The sequence below is a fragment of the Advenella kashmirensis W13003 genome (assembly GCF_000506985.1).
Lineage (GTDB): Bacteria > Pseudomonadota > Gammaproteobacteria > Burkholderiales > Burkholderiaceae_B > Advenella > Advenella kashmirensis_A.
The window spans coordinates 295810-313762 of record NZ_KI650980.1 but is presented as its reverse complement, the minus strand read 5'-3'; the positions used below and the strand labels follow the sequence as shown (position 1 = coordinate 313762).

At 56.2% G+C, this 17953-nt stretch carries 20 protein-coding genes; 12 read left to right on the top strand and 8 right to left on the bottom strand.

Annotated features, from left to right (window positions below):
- Window positions 1-37 precede the first annotated feature (37 nt).
- Window positions 38-649: a Maf family protein gene (locus tag W822_RS36340; protein ID WP_024005586.1), complete on the top strand. Its 612-nt coding sequence runs from the start codon at window positions 38-40 to the stop codon at window positions 647-649.
- Here W822_RS36340 and maiA read toward each other — a convergent pair.
- Genes maiA through W822_RS36325 form a run of 3 tightly spaced genes read right to left on the bottom strand, consistent with a single transcriptional unit; the run spans window position 631 to window position 2689 of the window.
- On the bottom strand, window positions 631-1275 hold the full coding sequence (gene maiA / locus W822_RS36335; RefSeq protein ID WP_024005585.1) for a maleylacetoacetate isomerase: 645 nt from the start codon (window positions 1273-1275) through the stop codon (window positions 631-633). The genes W822_RS36340 and maiA overlap by 19 nt on opposite strands.
- Before the next feature lie 5 nt (window positions 1276-1280).
- Window positions 1281-2234, bottom strand: coding sequence for a 4-hydroxy-3-methylbut-2-enyl diphosphate reductase (gene ispH / locus W822_RS36330; RefSeq protein ID WP_024005584.1), 954 nt, complete (start codon window positions 2232-2234; stop codon window positions 1281-1283).
- Window positions 2234-2689 (bottom strand): FKBP-type peptidyl-prolyl cis-trans isomerase, encoded by a 456-nt coding sequence (locus tag W822_RS36325; protein WP_034280355.1) that lies wholly within the window; start codon window positions 2687-2689, stop codon window positions 2234-2236. The genes ispH and W822_RS36325 overlap by 1 nt, the downstream gene beginning before the upstream one ends.
- Before the next feature lie 69 nt (window positions 2690-2758).
- Between W822_RS36325 and radC the strand changes: the two genes are divergently transcribed.
- From radC to rpmG, 9 genes are all read left to right on the top strand, one after another.
- On the top strand, window positions 2759-3499 hold the full coding sequence (gene radC / locus W822_RS36320; protein WP_024005582.1) for a RadC family protein: 741 nt from the start codon (window positions 2759-2761) through the stop codon (window positions 3497-3499).
- Between the two features lie 209 nt (window positions 3500-3708).
- Window positions 3709-4926: a kynureninase gene (kynU, locus tag W822_RS36315; RefSeq protein ID WP_024005581.1), complete on the top strand. Its 1218-nt coding sequence runs from the start codon at window positions 3709-3711 to the stop codon at window positions 4924-4926.
- Window positions 4927-5078: 152 nt separating this feature from the next.
- Window positions 5079-5336 (top strand): hypothetical protein, encoded by a 258-nt coding sequence (locus W822_RS36310; RefSeq protein WP_437177155.1) that lies wholly within the window; start codon window positions 5079-5081, stop codon window positions 5334-5336.
- Between the two features lie 232 nt (window positions 5337-5568).
- Complete coding sequence (locus tag W822_RS36305) at window positions 5569-5835, top strand: type B 50S ribosomal protein L31 (protein WP_024005579.1); 267 nt, start codon at window positions 5569-5571, stop codon at window positions 5833-5835.
- Between the two features lie 368 nt (window positions 5836-6203).
- Window positions 6204-7946, top strand: a complete 1743-nt coding sequence (locus tag W822_RS36300; protein WP_031242877.1) for an ArnT family glycosyltransferase — start codon at window positions 6204-6206, stop codon at window positions 7944-7946.
- A gap of 18 nt (window positions 7947-7964) precedes the next feature.
- Window positions 7965-9350, top strand: coding sequence for an MATE family efflux transporter (locus W822_RS36295; RefSeq protein WP_024005577.1), 1386 nt, complete (start codon window positions 7965-7967; stop codon window positions 9348-9350).
- Complete coding sequence (locus W822_RS36290; RefSeq protein ID WP_155848149.1) at window positions 9334-10581, top strand: multidrug effflux MFS transporter; 1248 nt, start codon at window positions 9334-9336, stop codon at window positions 10579-10581. The genes W822_RS36295 and W822_RS36290 overlap by 17 nt, the downstream gene beginning before the upstream one ends.
- Window positions 10582-10882: 301 nt before the next feature.
- Window positions 10883-11119, top strand: a complete 237-nt coding sequence (rpmB, locus tag W822_RS36285) for a 50S ribosomal protein L28 (RefSeq protein WP_024005575.1) — start codon at window positions 10883-10885, stop codon at window positions 11117-11119.
- Between the two features lie 36 nt (window positions 11120-11155).
- Window positions 11156-11323: a 50S ribosomal protein L33 gene (rpmG, locus tag W822_RS36280; protein WP_014750397.1), complete on the top strand. Its 168-nt coding sequence runs from the start codon at window positions 11156-11158 to the stop codon at window positions 11321-11323.
- A gap of 124 nt (window positions 11324-11447) precedes the next feature.
- On the opposite strand, the gene W822_RS36275 is transcribed toward rpmG, so the two are convergent.
- Entirely contained in the window at window positions 11448-12350 is a 903-nt protein-coding gene (locus W822_RS36275; protein ID WP_024005574.1) for a LysR substrate-binding domain-containing protein, read from the bottom strand.
- A gap of 105 nt (window positions 12351-12455) precedes the next feature.
- On the opposite strand from W822_RS36275, the gene W822_RS36270 reads away from it, so the two are divergent.
- Entirely contained in the window at window positions 12456-13532 is a 1077-nt protein-coding gene (locus W822_RS36270; RefSeq protein WP_024005573.1) for a YeiH family protein, read from the top strand.
- A 1-nt stretch (window position 13533) separates the two neighbouring features.
- Here W822_RS36270 and W822_RS36265 read toward each other — a convergent pair whose 3' ends face one another.
- On the bottom strand, window positions 13534-15324 hold the full coding sequence (locus W822_RS36265; RefSeq protein ID WP_024005572.1) for an aminopeptidase P family protein: 1791 nt from the start codon (window positions 15322-15324) through the stop codon (window positions 13534-13536).
- 139 nt (window positions 15325-15463) lie between these two features.
- On the opposite strand from W822_RS36265, the gene W822_RS36260 reads away from it, so the two are divergent.
- The gene (locus W822_RS36260; protein ID WP_031242872.1) at window positions 15464-15847 is read left to right on the top strand and encodes a DUF423 domain-containing protein; all 384 of its coding nucleotides are present in this window, start codon (window positions 15464-15466) and stop codon (window positions 15845-15847) included.
- 140 nt (window positions 15848-15987) lie between these two features.
- Here W822_RS36260 and W822_RS36255 read toward each other — a convergent pair whose 3' ends face one another.
- Genes W822_RS36255 through W822_RS36245 form a run of 3 tightly spaced genes read right to left on the bottom strand, consistent with a single transcriptional unit; the run spans window position 15988 to window position 17876 of the window.
- A complete protein-coding gene (locus tag W822_RS36255; RefSeq protein ID WP_024005570.1) occupies window positions 15988-16641 on the bottom strand; it encodes a CoA transferase subunit B in 654 nt (217 codons plus the stop codon).
- Between the two features lie 2 nt (window positions 16642-16643).
- The gene (locus tag W822_RS36250; RefSeq protein ID WP_024005569.1) at window positions 16644-17351 is read right to left on the bottom strand and encodes a CoA transferase subunit A; all 708 of its coding nucleotides are present in this window, start codon (window positions 17349-17351) and stop codon (window positions 16644-16646) included.
- Window positions 17352-17399: 48 nt separating this feature from the next.
- Window positions 17400-17876 carry an acyl-CoA thioesterase gene (locus W822_RS36245; protein WP_051401745.1) on the bottom strand — a complete coding sequence of 159 codons (477 nt, stop codon included), beginning with the start codon at window positions 17874-17876 and terminating at the stop codon, window positions 17400-17402.
- Window positions 17877-17953: the final 77 nt, after the last annotated feature.

Below are 17953 nucleotides of genomic sequence, written 5' to 3'. Positions count from 1 at the left end.
ATCCGGCCCGGGCACAATCCCCGGCCCCGATTCAATCATGTCGCAGGTCCAGACGCAGCCGATTTTCCTGGCCTCGGCCAGCCCCCGCCGTCGCGAACTGCTCACACAAATGGGCATCGTTCACGATGTGCTGCATGTGCCTGCACCGCCCGGTGAAGACGAACCGATACTGCCGGGAGAACATCCTGCCAGTTATGTCAGGCGCACTGCCCGTGACAAAGCGGAACGGGCCGTAGCCCATCTGGCAGATTGCGGTCTGCCACCACGGCCGATCCTGACGGCAGACACCACTGTCATGCTGGGCTCACAGATTCTGGGCAAAGCCCATACCGACGACGATGTACGCGATGCGCTGCGTACGCTGTCGGGCAAAGAACATGAAGTGCATACAGCCATCGTCCTCGCCTGGCAAAATCGCCTGTACGAAGACGTATCTATTACGAGTGTGATAATGAAGTCGCTGGACAGCGACGAGATCGAATGGTATGCCCAATCGGGCGAAGGCATCGGTAAGGCCGGCGCCTATGGCATCCAGGGACTGGCCTCAGCCTTTGTCAGTTCCATCAACGGCAGCTACAGCGGCGTGATGGGCCTGCCCCTGTTTGAAACCTGCCGTCTGCTGGCGCGCGCCTATTCCGCGTCAGGCTGATTGCCAGGGGCAGCGTTCACAAATGCCTCTTCCTTATTGCAGGCGGCATCAATGCGCGTAATGGTGGGATAAGGCGACAAGTCCAGATCAAAACGCCGGGCATTGGCCACCTGGGGCACCAGGCAGAAATCGGCCATGGTGGGCGTATCACCATGACAATAAATACCGGTATCGTTAGACGATGCCAGGATTTTTTCCAACGAATCGAAGCCCTCGCGGATCCAGTGCAGATACCATTCGTTTTTCACTTCATCGGACACGCCCAGTTCACGTTTGAGATATTTGAGCACGCGCAGATTGTTCAGCGGATGGATATCGCAAGCAATAAACTGGGACAACGAACGTACCCGCGCCCGGCCGGCTTGGGTTGCCGGCAGAATCGGCACTTGCGGATAAGCTTCTTCGAGATATTCCATGATGGCAATCGACTGGCCGATGCTGACGTTCTGATCAATAAATGTGGGCACCAGCGCGGTCGGATTCAGTTCGCGATAGGTTTGCGCCAGGTGCTGGCCGCCATCACGAATCAGGTGCACCGGCACCGACTCGTAGCTCAGGCCTTTGATATTCAGTGCGATCCGGACCCGATAGGCCGCCGAACTTCTGAAATACCCATATAGCTTCATCTGTCTTATCTCCCTGCCTGTTGTTTACGTGACAACTCCCTGGGCAAGGGAAACGTCACATTTTCTTCTGTACCGTTCATTCTGCGCACCGAGATGGCGCCCAGGGCTTTCAAACGTTCTACCACCTGCTGCACCAGCACTTCGGGCGCCGAGGCGCCGGCTGTAATACCGATTTTGCCCGCGCCCTGCACCCATTCGGGCCGTATCGCATCGGCGTTGTCGATCAGATACGCTTCGCATTCGAGACGTTCGGCCACTTCTCGCAGGCGGTTGGAGTTGGAGCTGTTGATACTGCCCACCACAAAAAAGACATCACATTCAGGCGCCAGCACTTTGACTGCATCCTGACGGTTTTGTGTGGCGTAGCAGATATCGCTTTTTTTGGGTTCGACTATACCGGGGTATTTCGCACGCAGCGCGTCTGCCACCCGTCTGGCATCATCGACCGACAGCGTGGTCTGCGTCACAAATGCAATATTGCCGGGATTGTCCACCTGCAGGGCGGCAACATCCTCGGGCGTTTCCACCAGATGCATGCGGCCCACTGCCTGTCCCAGCGTGCCTTCCACCTCGGGATGGCCCTTATGTCCGATCATGACGATTTCCAGGCCGGCGGCATGCATCTTGGCCACTTCAATATGGACCTTGGTGACCAGCGGACAGGTGGCATCAAAGATACGCAGCTCGCGCAATTGCGCTTCTGCCCGCACCGCGCGTGATACACCGTGAGCAGAAAAGACCACGATGGCGCCGGCCGGCGCCTGATCCAGTTCATCGATGAAGATCGCGCCTTTATCGCGCAGGCTCTCGACCACGAATTTGTTGTGGACGATTTCATGGCGAACGTAAATCGGCGCGCCGTGCAATTCCAGCGCCCGCTCCACGATATCAATGGCGCGATCCACGCCGGCACAGAAGCCGCGCGGTTCGGCCAGAATCACCTCACTGTTCTGCGCCATTACAGGACTCCGAGCAGTTTGACGTCAATCCGCAGATCCACGCCCGCCAAAGGATGATTGAAATCGAACAGGGCCGTATCGTCGTTCCACTCGCGGAAAACACCGGAATACCGGCCACCATTGGGCGCAGTAAATTCGACCATATCGCCAGGTTCAAATGTGGCATCGGCCCCGGCGTCGCGCGTCAGCATCTGGCGGGTTACCCGTTGCAGCAGCTCGGGATTGCGATCGCCATAGGCCGCCTGCGCCGGCAACTCATAACTGAACGACTCGCCTTCTGCGTGACCCAGCAATGGTGTTTCCATAGACGGAGACCACTGCCCGGCGTTGAGCTGCAAGGTACCGGGTTTGCCGGTAAACGTGTCAATAAACACGGAACCGGCGCCGGGCCCGGACATCAGCGTAATACGATAGTGCAGGGTTAAGTATGAATCAGCATGGACAATTGGATTCATGGACTGAGTATTCGCGGTCAAAATCTGTCACCGTAAGGCTTTTCTGTAAAACGCCTATTTTAGCCGACAATGTACGAACACACTGCCAATTCCCCTTATTCGGCCAAGGACAGCGTTCCGGCCGCCCGCCTCGCCAAAAACGGCGACACCCTGCTGCCCCCGCCCTGGCCGCGTGAAAAACTGCTGGCCCTGGGACCCGCCGCCCTGTCCAATACCGAATTGCTGGCCATCCTGTTGCGCACCGGCACCGTCAACATGAATATCCTGCAGTTTGCCCAATACGTCCTGGATGAGGCAGGCGGCCCCCGCAATCTGCTGGCCAGCAACTACCACAGGCTGCGAAAAATCAAAGGATTGGGCGACGCGAAAATCTGCTCCTTTCTGGCCGCCATCGAATTTGCCCGGCGTCACATGCAGGACACCATGCAGTACGGCATCGAACTGAACCGGCCGGCTGTCGTTCGCGATTTTTGCATCAGCCTGCTGTCGCACGAGAAAGTCGAAAAATGCCTGTTGCTGCTCGTCAATACCCGCCACCAATTGATCCATCATGAGGAAGCGTCCCGCGGTACCCTGAACCAGACAGCGGTTTATCCAAGGGAAATTGCCGTCTCGGCCCTGCAACACAACGCCTGGGGCGTCATTCTGGCGCACAACCATCCCTCGGGCCTGGCCGAACCGAGCCTGGCAGACATCCAGCTGACCCAGCAGTTGCGCAAAGGCCTGGCCCTGCTGGATATCCGCCTGGTGGACCATATTATCGTGGCGGGCGGCGCTGCGATCTCGCTGGCGGAACAGGGCAAACTTTAGGTTATGGTTCTGCCGACTACCCATACTGGCCGCTCTATCCGATTTGCGCTCTATCCGATTTGAGCAATGGCCGAATGCGGACCGATCGCTGCCTCTCAAAACAGGCTGTGGCGCCACCAGTCCTCACAGCGTCATATTGCATACGTGATAGCAGGCTATAATTGCAAACGTCATAATGAAAATTAAAGATACATTACATCCGAAAAAAAATGACTGACCGCACTTTCTACGAGAATCTGGATGCCATTGATCCGCTGGAACCACTGCGCGCAGAATTTCACCTGCCTGTCGATGCGATTTATCTGAACGGCAATTCGCTGGGCGTCATGCCGTTGGCCGCTCCCGTTCGTGCCAAACATGTCATGCTGCAGGAGTGGGCCGATGATCTGACTGCCAGTTGGAACAAGGCCCAATGGTCTACACTTCCCCTGCAACTGGGCAATAAAATAGCCCCTCTGGCTGGCGTGGGACCTGACGAAATTGTCGTTTGCGACTCCACCTCAGTCAATCTCTATAAAGTACTCTATACGGCCATGGACATCATGCGCCGGCGTGCGCCCGAAAAACGCCGTATCGTCAGCGAAAAAAACAGTGCGCCGACGGATCTTTACATTGCACAAACCCTGTGCACCCAGTTCGGCATGACCCTGGATCTGGTCGACAGCGACACGCTGCATGCGGCGATCGACGATCATCTGGCCATTCTGCTGCTGACCCATGTCAATTACCAAACCGGGGCCGTTCACAATATGGCCGATCTGACCGCCCGCGCCCATTTGCACGGTGCGTTGGCCGTCTGGGACGTATGCCACTCCGTCGGTGCCATCCCGATAGAGTTTGGACGGAGCGATGCGGATTTTGCCGTCGGGTGTACCTATGCCTACCTGAATGGCGGTCCGGGTGCCCCCGCTTTCGTCTGGGTACATCCACGCCATGTTGATCAGATCGCCCAGCCCCTGGCCGGCTGGATGGGGCATGCAGCTCCGCTCGCATTCGACCAGCAGTACCAGCCTGCTGCCGGCATTCTGCGCTATTTATGCGGCACCCCCGCCATTCTGTCCATGTCTGTACTGGAGAGCGGTCTGGATGTTTTTCATAAGGCACAGGGCTACGGCGGCATGACGGAAATTCATAAAAAGGCCCAGACACTGACCAGTCTGTTTATCCAGCTCGTCGAAAAAGAATGCGCCGGCTCCGGCCTGCGCCTGTTATCGCCCCGTGACCCTGAACAACGCGCCAGCCTGGTCAGCCTGACACACCCCAGCGCGGCCCACGCCATTATCCAGGCATTGCGCGCCCGCGGCGTCATCGGCGCTTATCGCGAACCAGACATATTGCGTTTCGGATTCGCCCCGCTTTATACCCGCTATACCGACGTATGGGATGCCGTCATGCAATTGAAATCCGTACTTACGACATTGTCATGATTGTGACAGTATTTTTGCGATTTCTTCCCTACAGTACTCAATCAACCTGCTGCTAAGCCGTCTGTTCCTGCCCAGCCTGATGTGGAGATGCCATGCGCTGTGACGTCAATTTTATTTTCACCCCGACCTGCAAGCTCGATGTTCAACTGAATATGGCACCCGAGGCTGCACTGGCTGCCCAATCCCAGCAATGGCTCGTGCAGAAGTGGGAAGAACTCGATTGCGAACCGCTGCGCGCGAGCGGCAAAGTATTGGTTCTTGACCGTATCCTGGGCATCACCGACGCGCTGGGCTATGATTTTTTGCTCAAACACGACGAACAACGTGAAACCCTGGCGCGCCATTGCGTCAATGCCCTGGGATCACGTCACGTTACGGTAGACTTGCCGGGCCTGTCAGTCAAAGCCTGAAGCCAAACCAGCCTGTTTTTGCCTACCAAAGGCTGGTTTGACAACGAAATCGGCCGTTACCCGCGAAAACGCATAGCCGTTCCTGTGGTATTTTCACCGAAAACGCTATGTATTCAATGACTTCTGTGCTAAAATTTTTGATTCGTTTTTGGATACGTTGCTTTATACCCTGCTTTTTCAGGCATTTTCCGGGTAATAAGGCTGGCGACCCGCTCAACCCACAGGAATAATCATGAAAGATAGTATTCATCCCGAATACCGCGAAGTCGTGTTTCTGGACCAGCAAACCGGTTCAAAAATCATCAGCCGCTCTACACTGACTTCTCGCGAAACCATCGAACTGGATGGCAAAACCTACCCGCTTTTCAAATGTGATGTGACTTCAGAATCCCATCCGTTCTACACCGGCGCGCAAACACGTATTGTTGAAACCGGCCGCGTTGAAAAATTCCGCGCCCGTTTCGCCAGCACAGCCGGCACCCGCAAGAAAGCATCCTGATCCCGAAGCGCCGTCTGGCGCGCAACAATGCGCAAGCCCAGACCGTGTTCGCAATCGGCATGATCACAATCGGCATACACTGAACAGCCCGGCTGCGCAGTTTATGCCGATTGTGCATTTACGGCTGTCTCTTCTGCTGCACCCATCCCTCTTATCCTTGTTCTTGGCTTTCTCTCTGCACGCAATGGCAGCCGAAGACCGCCGCCGCCCCATTACCCCCGGCCCAAAACAGAAATGCCTCAGTCGGGTAGCACGCTGACATGTATTTCGGCACCACGGGGGAAAACAAAAACAGAAGCGTGGCTTTTAACAGGGCTTTTTCAGCTAAAATACGCGAAATCCCTTAGTTGTAACTCCAACGCTCATCCATGCAACGCACAACGCCCTCCCGCCTGACCGAAATCGCCACCCGCAAACTTTCCCGGACAGCCTTGCTCGTGGTCGGCGTTCTGTATATTTTTGCCGGGCTGTTTTATCGTGATCCCTGGAAAACCGATGACCTGACCGGCATCGCGACCATGCTCACGGCGGTGCGCGGACAGGAGCATGCCTGGTTGCTGCCGCAAATCGGCAATTATGCCTATGCCCAGGAAGGCCCGCTGCTGACCTGGATTGGCGCGCTATTCATTCAGATATTCAGCCCGCTTTTTGCGCTATTTCAGTCGCCGCTCGAAGCACAGATCACAGCGGCTCGCCTGCCCATTTTCATTTATTTTTTCCTGATTATCCTGACCACCTGGTACGGCACGTATCTTCTTGCCCGGCGCAAGGAATGCCAGCCACTGGCGCTACCCTTCGGCGGCGAGCCCAGCCCGCAGGACTATGGGCGGATGATTGCCGATGCCGCCGTACTCTTTATTATCGCGACCATCGGCATCGTGATTCGCATGCACGAAACGTCCAATTTTCCGCTGATCATGATGTGCCAGGCGGTCGCATTCTACGGCATGGTACGCATGCTGGACCACCCGATACAAGGCAGTACGCTGGCCGGCCTCGGGCTGGGCGCCGCTTTTCTGACGCGCGGCGCCATTGGCGGCGTCCCCGTACTGCTGGCGCTGTTGGCGCTGGTGTTCTTTCGCAATATGGGTCGCCGGCAAAAATGGTGGCTGCTCTGGAGCCTGGTCATTGCCGCCACCTGCTGCCTGCTTTGGCTGCTGTGCGCCCAGAACACAAACGAATACTGGGCGCGTAGTTATTTATTCTGGAACAATTCGCTGTTCAGTCTGCCTACACTCAGGGAACTGCTCTCGACGCTGCGCGATTTGTCGTGGTTTTTGTGGCCGACCTGGCCGTTCATGATCATCGCCTTATGGAACTGGCGCAAATGGATGGATTCACCACATATATTCATGCCGCTACTGCTGTTGGCAGCATCCTTCATTACCGTGATTTTCCAGGAAGACGCCTTTGAATCCGAGTATGCCATGCTGGCCGTCCCCTGCGCCATTCTGGCTGCCCTGTCCCTGCCAACCCTGCGTCGCTCGTTTGTGAATACGCTGGACTGGTTTTCGATCATGATCATGTCACTGGCGATGATTGCAACCTGGCTGGGCTGGATCGCACTCAACTTTGGATGGCCCCCAAAGATTCATCATAATATTACCCGCCTGCTCACCGGGTTCGAACCCCATATTTCAGCACTCACACTCGTGCTGGCCGCAGGTGTCTGCGTGGCGTGGGGGTTGACAGTGTCGTGGCGTCTGCGCAGCAATCCTGCCGTGCTCTGGCGCGGTATCGTATTGTCGGCGACGGGCCTGACTCTGACCTGGATGCTGCTGGCGCTGCTCTGGCTGCCCTCGATCAACTACAACCGCAGTTACAAGGCCGTATCACAGGAACTGGCGACGGTCATTGCCGAAAATCAGATTCCTGCCGATTGCATTCGCCAGCATGGCGTGGGGCTGGGCCAGCGTGCCGCGTTCTATGTTTTCCAGGGGGTGCAGTTTTCCTTTGACGCGCAGTGCCGATATGTTTTGCTGCAAACGACGTTTGAAAAGATTGATGACCAGGCGGAGCCCTACCCCGATAACGCTCGGCTGATCTGGCAGGGCAAGCGCCGTCCGGACAGACACGAAGTGTTCCGCCTGATTGAACTGCCGCCCAGATAATCGTCCATGCCGTCCCGAATGACACCGCAGGCCAGGCAGGGCCCTGTTCGCAATATTGTGCGACTGGCGTGGCCGATGCTGATCAGCCAATGGGCGGGCATCGCATTTGCCGTGCTGGATAGCACGATGCTGGGACACACCAATCCCATTTCACTCCAGGCCATGGCCCTGTCAGTGTCCATTTTCATGACTATCCATATTGGTCTGATGGGAATTGTGCATGCGCTGGTGCCCATTTGCGCACAATTATTCGGGGCGTTACGCCATGCGGAGATTGGCCGCTTTATCGGCCAGGGGATCTGGCTGTCGCTTTTTCTTTCCATCATCGGCGGCACCCTGCTTCTGTTTCCCGACGTCTGGCTGAGTTACTCAGGCGATCTGCCACTACAAGTGCGGCAGGAAGTGGCGGTGTATTTGCGCATCTGCTGTGTCGCCCTGCCCGCCGCCCTGATGTTTCGCTGCGTCTATGCTCTGGCCACGGCCGTGCAGCGGCCGCGTTTGTTGATGTATATCAGCCTGGCATCGGTACTGGTTAAACTGCTCTTTAACTGGCTGCTGATATTCGGACACGGCGGCTTTCCCGAACTGGGCAGCGCGGGCGCGGCAACCTCAACGGCCATTGTGTCATGGATCGCCCTGGCTGCAGGGTTGCTGGCGGTTTCGCGCGACCGGTTTTATGATCCATTCAAATTGCGACTGGGACACCCGGTCTGGTCTGCCCAAAAAGAAATTCTGCAACTGGGCCTGCCCATGGGCGGCTCCTATCTGGCCGAAGTCAGTTCATTCACCTTTATGGCTCTTTTGGCTGCCCGCGAAGGCACCATCGTCTCGGGAGGCCACCAGATTCTGGCCAATCTGGTCTCGCTGCTTTATATGCTGCCACTGGCGATCGGGATTGCCACCTCATCGCTGGTGGCGCAGGCACTGGGCGCCCGTCAGCCCGACCAGGCCCGGCGCCTGGCGCGAATCGGCATCGGCCTGGGTCTGGCCGGCGTCGTGCTCAGCCTGCTCATTGTCATGACCGCCCGACCGCAGATTATCCAGATTTACACGTCGGATCCGGCCATCGCGGCCATGGCCTATGCTTTGCTGACCATCCTGCCCCTGTTACACACGAGCGATGCGCTACAATGCATGCTTTCCTATATTTTGCGAGCGCACAAAATCGCGACCATGCCATTTGTGATCCAGACCGGATCGCTGTTCGGCATCGGACTGGTCGGCGGCTGGTATTTTGGCTTTGGCCCCGGCTATCGCCAGCTTGACGGTGTCGCTGCTCTGCTTACCCCCGGTGCTCCGCCAGGCGTCGCTTCGCTCTGGATCATGTGCAGTTTCAGTATGCTGCTTTGCGCCATTACACTTGCCATTTGGTACTGGAAGTCTGTGAATGTCCGAAAACAATAACGCCAACGCGCAACCGCCCAATACAAAGCCCCTTGATAAAAAGGTGCCCCTCTGGCTCTGGCTGCTGGGACTGATGACGGCCATTGGTCCCCTGACCATTGATATGTACCTGCCATCTTTCCCGACCATTTCTGCCGATCTGCGTGTTCCGCAAAGTCAGGTTGAGCTGACGGTCTCCACCTATCTGCTGGGGCTGGCATTATCACAATTGTTTTATGGCCCTATCGCCGACCGTTACGGACGCAAAAAGCCGCTGCTGGGCGGCCTGATGATTTATATGCTTGCCACCATCGGCTGCGCGCTGGCAACCAGCGTAGATTATCTGCTCTTTTTCCGTTGCATTCAGGCTTGCGGCGCGGCCGCGGCCATGGTGATTCCCCGCGCAGTGATTCGCGACCAGCTCAACACGCGCGACTCCGCCATGGCCATGTCAATGATGATGCTGATTATGGGCGTTGCACCGATACTGGCGCCGCTGATGGGCGGCTATCTGTCGCCTGTGACCGGCTGGCGGGGCCTGTTCGCGATCATGCTGGTCTATAGCGCCCTGATGTTTTTCCTGGCCATCTTCCGCCTGAAGGAAACCATGCCGGCGCATAAGGCTGTTCCCCTGCAATTGGGCACCATTGCACATAACTATGCTGCCCTGCTGCGCAGTCGCAACTACATGGGTTTTTCTCTGGCAGGCGGCATCGGCATGTCGGGGCTGTTTGCCTATATTTCCGTCTCTCCCACCATTTTCATCAATATGTATGGCGTGCCGCAGCAGCATTTCGGACTGTTTTTCGGATTGAACGCTTTCGGATTGATTGCCGGTTCGCAAATCGGCGCCCGCCTGTTGCGGGTTCACACCCCGCTGGGCATTCTGCGCACGGCACTCACCTGCGGCTTCATCAGTATTCTGATCGGCCTGGGGCTGGCGCTGGCCGGCATGCTCAACCTTACGTTGCTAACGCTTACATTGATGGGCTTTACCACCAGCCTGGGTTTTATCCTCCCTAATGCCACCGCACTGGCCCTCAGGGACCAGGGACACCGTCTGGGCGTGGCGTCCGCACTCATGGGCTGCCTGCAGTTCCTGTTCGGAACCGTCAGCAGCAGCACCGTCAGCAGCAGTCTGACCGACTCGCCCGTGCCACTGTTTGTCGGCCTGGCCGTCTGCAGTCTGCTTGCGCTGCTTTGCGGCAAGATACTGGCGCGCCCGGCAGATCGCCATTTCGGTAACCAGTGACAGGTGACAGCCGGCCGGCGCGCTACGTGGGGAAAAACTGACGGAATAAGAATAAACGCTTGAATTTATTTGTTTTTTTGATCTATAATGCTTGGCTAACCTTGGATGGTGCAGTAGTGGCGTGATTGATCATCTGGCCGGTATGGTGCCAGGCAGGCGCCAAGCCTATTTGACAGCCGCCACAAGCGAAGCGTCCGGGTAAATTTTTCGGTTTCCAATCGTATTTGATACGTTGCGAAACATTCACAGAAGGCTGGCCTGAGCCAAAAATCAGGTCTTCAAACTTAACGAGGTCACGATCATGGCAAAAGTATGCCAAGTCACCGGCAAAGGCCCAATGTCCGGTAATAATGTTTCACACGCAAACAATAAAACAAAACGTCGCTTCCTGCCTAACCTGCAGAGCCGTCGTTTCTGGGTTGAAAGCGAAAACCGCTGGGTTCGCCTGCGCGTTTCCACAAACGCCCTGCGCACCATCGACAAGAAAGGCATTGATGTCGTTCTTGCTGAAATGCGTGCAAACGGCCAAAGCGTTTAATTCATTCCTATTAACGATTAACTCCAGGAGCCCATCATGGCAAAAGGCATTCGCGAAAAAATCAAGCTGGAATCCACAGCTGGTACTGGTCACTTCTACACAACGACCAAAAACAAACGCAACACTCCAGAAAAAATGCTGATCAAAAAATTTGATCCCGTTGCGCGCAAACACGTTGATTACAAAGAAACAAAACTGAAGTAATCACGGCAACACCCAACACCGGCCCCGCGGCCGCCTGCTTTATCGAAAGCCAGGTACCGCGGGGCTTTTGTTTACCTGTTTAATGTCATGCGAACCCGTCGTAGCGCCGGCATGCCAGGCTGTTTCATGCAGATGCCTTCCTGGCATCGCGGTTGACCGAATCCAGGAAACTGCGCATCAGACGGCCCTGATAGCGTGAGCGATGATAAATGATCGACAACTGCCGCGTCAGATTGAGAAACGGCGTATCCAGCAAGGCCAGCCTGCCTGAGCTGACCGCATGAGTCACCGCCACCTCGGGAAGAAAAGCGATGCCCAGCCCCGCAATGACCGCCTGCTTGATGGCTTCGATCTGCCCCAGCTCCATGACCACTTTGGCCTGCGGCAGTTTGTCCAGTTCGATGTCGCTGACAGCCCGGGTAGCCGACCCGCGTTCACGCAAGATCCAGCGGGCGTCCAGAAAATCGGCCGGTTGCAGGCGATCGATCGCTGCCAGCGGATGATCGGGACGCGTGCATACGCACAACGAATCATCCATCCAGTGCATCGACTCGACCGCTTCATGATGAACCTGGCCTTCGACGCAAGCCACGTCGATAGTGTGATCGACAATCTGCCGGACAATTTCATCTGTATTGGCGACGGTCAGATGGACGGTCACCCGGTCATTATTGAGTACAAAATTACTCAACAGGTCGCCCACGCGGTAGTTGCCGACCGTGTTGCTGGCACCAATCCGGAACTCGCCCGTCAAAATATCGGCCTGGTCATCTGCCCGCTGCCGAAACTCAATCATACGCTCAATGATTTCCTGCGCCAGCGGCAACAGACGCCGACCCGTTTCATTTAAATAAAGGCGCCCCTTGTCGCGGTCAAAGAGCGGTGCACCCAGCTGCTTTTCGAGTTCGGCCAGTGCCATGCTGGCCGCCGGCTGCGTCAGATGCAGGACATCGGCCGCCGCCTTGACGCTACCCAGGCGCGCGATGCTGATAAAAACATCCAGTTGTCTTGGGCTGAACAGTGCCATCAGTTTTCCTTATTCTAGTTATAAACTATTGTAACTTTACTTATACCATATCCACGCCTATGATCCATACCTATCAGTAATAAGCTAATGGATAATTCATATATTATGTCACTCACAGCCGCACCCACCCAGGTGATGTCAGCCAACAGCAGTATGACCCCGTCTGCCAAAGCCGGCAATGACGCAGCACCGCGTAAAAACTCACTCTGGCCAGGCTTGTTGCTGGCCGTGGTTATTGCAGTCGTGGCTGAATTTGCCGGTCGTGCCCTGCCGATTATTGGCGGCCCTGTCTTTGGTATCCTCTTTGGCATCGTGTATCGAAGCACATTTGGCCTGCACGCGACACTGCAGCCTGGCGTGAGTTTTTCTTCCAAGAAAATCCTGCAGGTGTCAATCATTCTGCTCGGTTTCGGCCTGAGTTTCACGCAGGTAATGGCAACCGGTGGTGAATCGCTGGCCGTCACTCTGGTGACCGTAACCGTCGCCTTTTTGAGCGCCTGGCTGCTGGGTCGCCTGCTGCGCACCCCGTCTGATCTGACCACCCTGATTGGCGTGGGCACCGCGATTTGTGGCGGCTCGGCGATTGCAGCAGTCACTCCGATCTTAAAGCCATCGGAGCACGACACGGCGTTCGCCATCTCGACGATCTTCCTTTTCAATATTCTGGCGGTCCTCACCTTTCCAGCCATGGGTCATTTGCTGGGTCTGAGCGATTACGGCTTCGGCATGTGGGCCGGCACGGCGATTAATGACACATCATCGGTTGTGGCCGCCGGCTATGCCTATAGCCACGCTGCCGGTGATTTTGCCACCATCGTGAAACTGACCCGCGCCACGCTGATTATTCCGATCTGCCTGTTCCTGGTGGTGCTGGTCGGCATGCGCAATCGTCGCCAGGGAGAACAGTCGGTCAGCCTGACCAAAATTTTCCCCTGGTTCATTGTGTGGTTTCTGATGGCCTCGCTGATCCGCAGCACCGGCATTCTTCCCGATGCCATGCTGGAGTGGCTGAATCTGGCCGCCAAGTTTCTGATCGTAGTGGCGCTGGTGGCCGTGGGCCTGTCAGCCGACATGCGCAAGATATTTGCGACAGGCCCACGCCCGATCGTACTGGGCTTTCTGGTGTGGATGGCGGTATCGGTCAGCAGTCTGATTGTTCAATACGCCATGGGCCAGATGTAGGTCAGATAGCGACGGTTCTGCGCTGCAGCCAATCCAGCGCGGGACCGGACACCCTTGCGGACAAGCGGCGTCGAACCTCTTCGTGATAACCATTGAGCCATACCCGCTCCTGTTCACTCAGCAAATCACGGTCAATGCAGCGCGTGTCTATCGGGCAAAGCGTCAGGGTTTCAAACTTGAGATAGCGGCCAAACTCAGACTCACCTGCTGGTACGGCGCAGATCAGATTTTCAATGCGAATGCCCCACTGTCCGGGACGATACAGCCCCGGCTCATCGGATGTGATCATGCCTGCTTTCATTTCGGTATCGGAGGCACGATAGGCGCGATGGGAGATCACTTGCGGGCCTTCGTGTACGTTCATGAAATAGCCCACCCCGTGCCCCGTCCCATGACCATAGTCCAGCAATTGCGCCCATAAAGGCGCGCGTGCCAGCGTATCGAGCAGCGGTGCGGGATAATCTTCGGGGAACACCGCCATTGCCAGCCCGATCGTGCCCTTGAGCACCAAGGTAAAATCACGCTGCTGCTCCACCGTCAAATCACCGACAGGAACCACACGCGTGATGTCAGTCGTACCATTCAGGTATTGGCCGCCGGAATCGATCAGCAATAATCCATTGCCTTCAATCACAGAAAAGGCCTCGGGCGTCGCCATATAATGCGGCATCGCGCCATTGGCATTGAAACCGGCAATGGTGGAAAAACTGGGTGACACAAAATGCGGCTGACGTGCACGGGCCGCGGTAATCCGCTCGTCAATTGTCAATTCAGTCACGGGCTCGCCGCTTTCAAGTGCGGCTTCAAACCATGCAAAAAACTCGCATAGGGCCGCGCCATCCTGCTCCATGGCCCGTCTGACGTGGGCAATTTCAGCGTCGTTTTTAACCGATTTGAAGCGTTGTGACGGGTTGAGTTTTTCGACCAGTGTGACTGTGGGCGCATTGGCAAGCAGCCCCACGGTGGTCCGCGCCGGATCCACTAGAACAGAGGTCTGGGCAGGCAGCGAGGCCAGTTTGCTCCGAATGTCGTCATAGCCCTGAACGGCCACACCGTCTGCCGCAAGCCGGGCGATGAGTTCGGGGGCCACTTTGGCTTTGTCTACAAACAGTATTGCGTCATCTGGCCCGATCAGCAGATGCGACAGAAAGACCGGGTTATAGGATACGTCGGCACCACGCAGGTTCAATGCCCAGGCAATATCATCAAGCGCGGAAATCAGGTGCCATTGCGCACCCGCTTCATCCATCGCCTGACGGATGGCTTGCAGATTCTGCTGGCGGCTGCGCGTGGCATAAGGTGCTGCGTGCTCTGTAACGGGCGCGACCGGCAAGGCCGCTCGGTCCGGCCAGATGGCCGATAGCAGATCGGTGTCGGTATCCAGCTTGCTGTTGCTGCCGGCCAGCGCGTTTTGCAGTTCGTGTGCTGCCTTCAGACTGAGGACATGGCCATCCACGCCAATCACCGAACCGTCCCTGACATGAGCACCAAGCCATTGATTCACACCAGGCACATCGCTTTGGCCAAGTTTCATTAGCGTGATGTTGCTGCCCTGCAGCTGTTTTTCTGCCTGCTCCCAGTAGCGCGAGTCCACCCACAGCCCCGCAAAATCGGCCGTGACCACCAGTGTACCGACCGAGCCTGTAAAACCACTGAGCCAGCGCCGCCCCTGCCAATAGTCCGGCAAATATTCCGACTGGTGGGGATCCGCTGAAAGAATAAGATAAGCATCAAGGTGCTGGGCCGCCATTGCAACACGCAATTGCGCAAGACGTTCGGATGCGAAAGACATGGTAAAGAGACACTCCGGAAAAGCAATCATACAAGCAATACCGCAACCGCTGCTGTGGCACTGCGCAAACATTTACAATACACCATCATCGCAGAAAAAACAGGCGGTGATACCCGCATACCTTCAAGACGATACCCTTATGACGAATTTCTCTGCTTTGATCCGCGGCGCTGCCATCAGCGGCTTTATCGGCGTGGGCGCAGGCGCCTTCGGCGCACATGGCCTGAAAAACCTGGTCGACTCTGCCCTGCTGGCCGTCTGGCATACCGCCGTACTCTATCAACTGATACACACACTGGCAATATTATTGTTGATTGGACTCGCCTCACATGTGAACGAAACGGCGCTGCGCTGGGCAGGCCGACTGTTTGCGGCCGGTATTGTGATTTTCAGTGGCAGCCTTTATGTGCTTGTGTTGACAAACATCAAATGGTTGGGAGCCATCACACCCATCGGCGGCATGTGTTTTCTGGCTGGCTGGTTGTGCCTGGCGCTAGCTGCGAGCAAGACCGCTATACGTTAAGGTTTGGTGAGCCCCTTGAGCAGACCATGACATGCCGCTTGTAACTCAAATACACTGCTCATATCCGAACACGCCGCTTATAACGAAAAAGCCGGCAGCACGCAACGTAATGCGCACCGCCGGCCATGCTATCTGCACACTCAGGAAACTGCAGAGACGTCCAGTTTGGCTTTGGTTTTTTCCTGGATTTCTTCAACAGTGACGCCTGGCGCCAGTTCAGTGACTTTCAAACCGTTGTCTGTCACTTCCATTACGCACAGATCGGTAATGATCACATCCACTACGCCGACACCCGTCAGCGGCAGCGTGCATTCAGGCAACAGCTTGATGTCGGTCGTACCGTCTTTCTTGCGCGCGATGTGATCCATCAGCACGATCACGCGACCGACGCCGGCGACCAGATCCATGGCCCCGCCCATGCCCTTGACCATTTTGCCTGGGATCATCCAGTTGGCCAGGTCGCCTTTTTCCGAAACCTGCATGGCACCCAGAATGGCCAGGTTGATTTTGCCGCCACGAATCATGGCAAACGAATCGGCAGAAGAAAAAATGGACGAACCGGGCAGCGTTGTGACAGTCTGCTTGCCCGCATTGATCATGTCCGGATCAATTTCCTCTTCAGTCGGGAACGGGCCGATGCCCAGCAGGCCGTTTTCCGATTGCAGCCAGACTTTCATGCCTTCGGGAACATGATTGGCCACCAGTGTCGGCATGCCGATACCCAGGTTCACATAAAAACCGTCTTGCAGTTCTTTGGCTGCGCGTGCAGCCATTTGATCGCGATCCCATGCCATGTTTACTCTCCTTTGGACGGACGTGTGGTGCGTTGTTCAATCCGTTTTTCAGGATTCTCGTTCAGTACGATGCGCTGGACATAGATGCCGGGCAAATGAATCTGATCGGGATCCAGTTCACCGATCTCGACGATTTTCTCGACTTCGGCAACGGTGATCTTGCCGGCCATGGCGACATTGGGATTGAAGTTGCGGGCTGTCTTGCGGAAAATCAGATTGCCGCTGCGATCGGCGATGTGCGCTTTGATCAGCGAGACATCGGGTGTGAGCGAACGCTCCATTACATACTGATCACCATCAAATTCTCGGATTTCCTTGCCATCGGCCACGATGGTGCCAACGCCGGTACGCGTAAAGAAGGCAGGAATGCCGGCGCCGCCGGCGCGCAGTTTCTCGGCCAGCGTGCCCTGGGGAGTGAACTCCAGCTCCAGCTCGCCATTCAGGTATTGACGTTCAAATTCTTTGTTTTCACCGACATAAGAGGCGATCATTTTTTTAACCTGGCGCGTATTGAGCAACTGGCCCAGTCCAAAGCCGTCGACGCCCGCGTTATTGCTCACGCATGTAAGCTCCTTGACCCCTGAATCCCGAAGGGCCGCAATCAGCGCCTCGGGAATACCGCAAAGACCAAAGCCCCCAACGCCGATCATCTGCCCGTCGGCCACAATGCCTTCGAGCGCCTGACTGGCATTTGCAAATACCTTATCCATTTACTCTTCCTTTCCTGATGATGAAACATGAACAGCGGACCACTTGCATTACGCTGTGACGCCCGTTGATGATGAGATTGCTGCAAACTGTTTTTCCAGCGCCGCCCGGACCGGCGCCGGCCAGGCACAGGATGTACCTGTTTTCAGATGACTGAGCACGACGACTGACCGTGCGCGCGCGTAGACTGTATCGGGCTCGCCTTCACGGCGCATAAGAACCGAGCAATCGAGACTGGAACGACCCAATCTGACGGGCTGATGCACCACTTCAATATTGGCAGGCCACGTCATGGGTTTGAGAAAATCACACTCGGCCCGGGCGAGCACGATACCGGTACCGGCCGCAAACAAATTTTGCATGGGTGCGAAGATATGGATGCGCGCCTCTTCCATGGCACGAAAGTACACGGTGTTATTCACGTGCTGCAAGATGTCCATATCCCCCCAACGCAGGGCAAATATATGACGGTGCTCGCCGTAAATGGCATCGTCCGAAGCCCCGGTGGGCATGCTGCTATCAGGCATTGAAATGGCCTCCTTTTAACCAAATTACTGTAACAGATTTTGATGACAGGCACCCTGACCGACCCCGGCGTATTGGT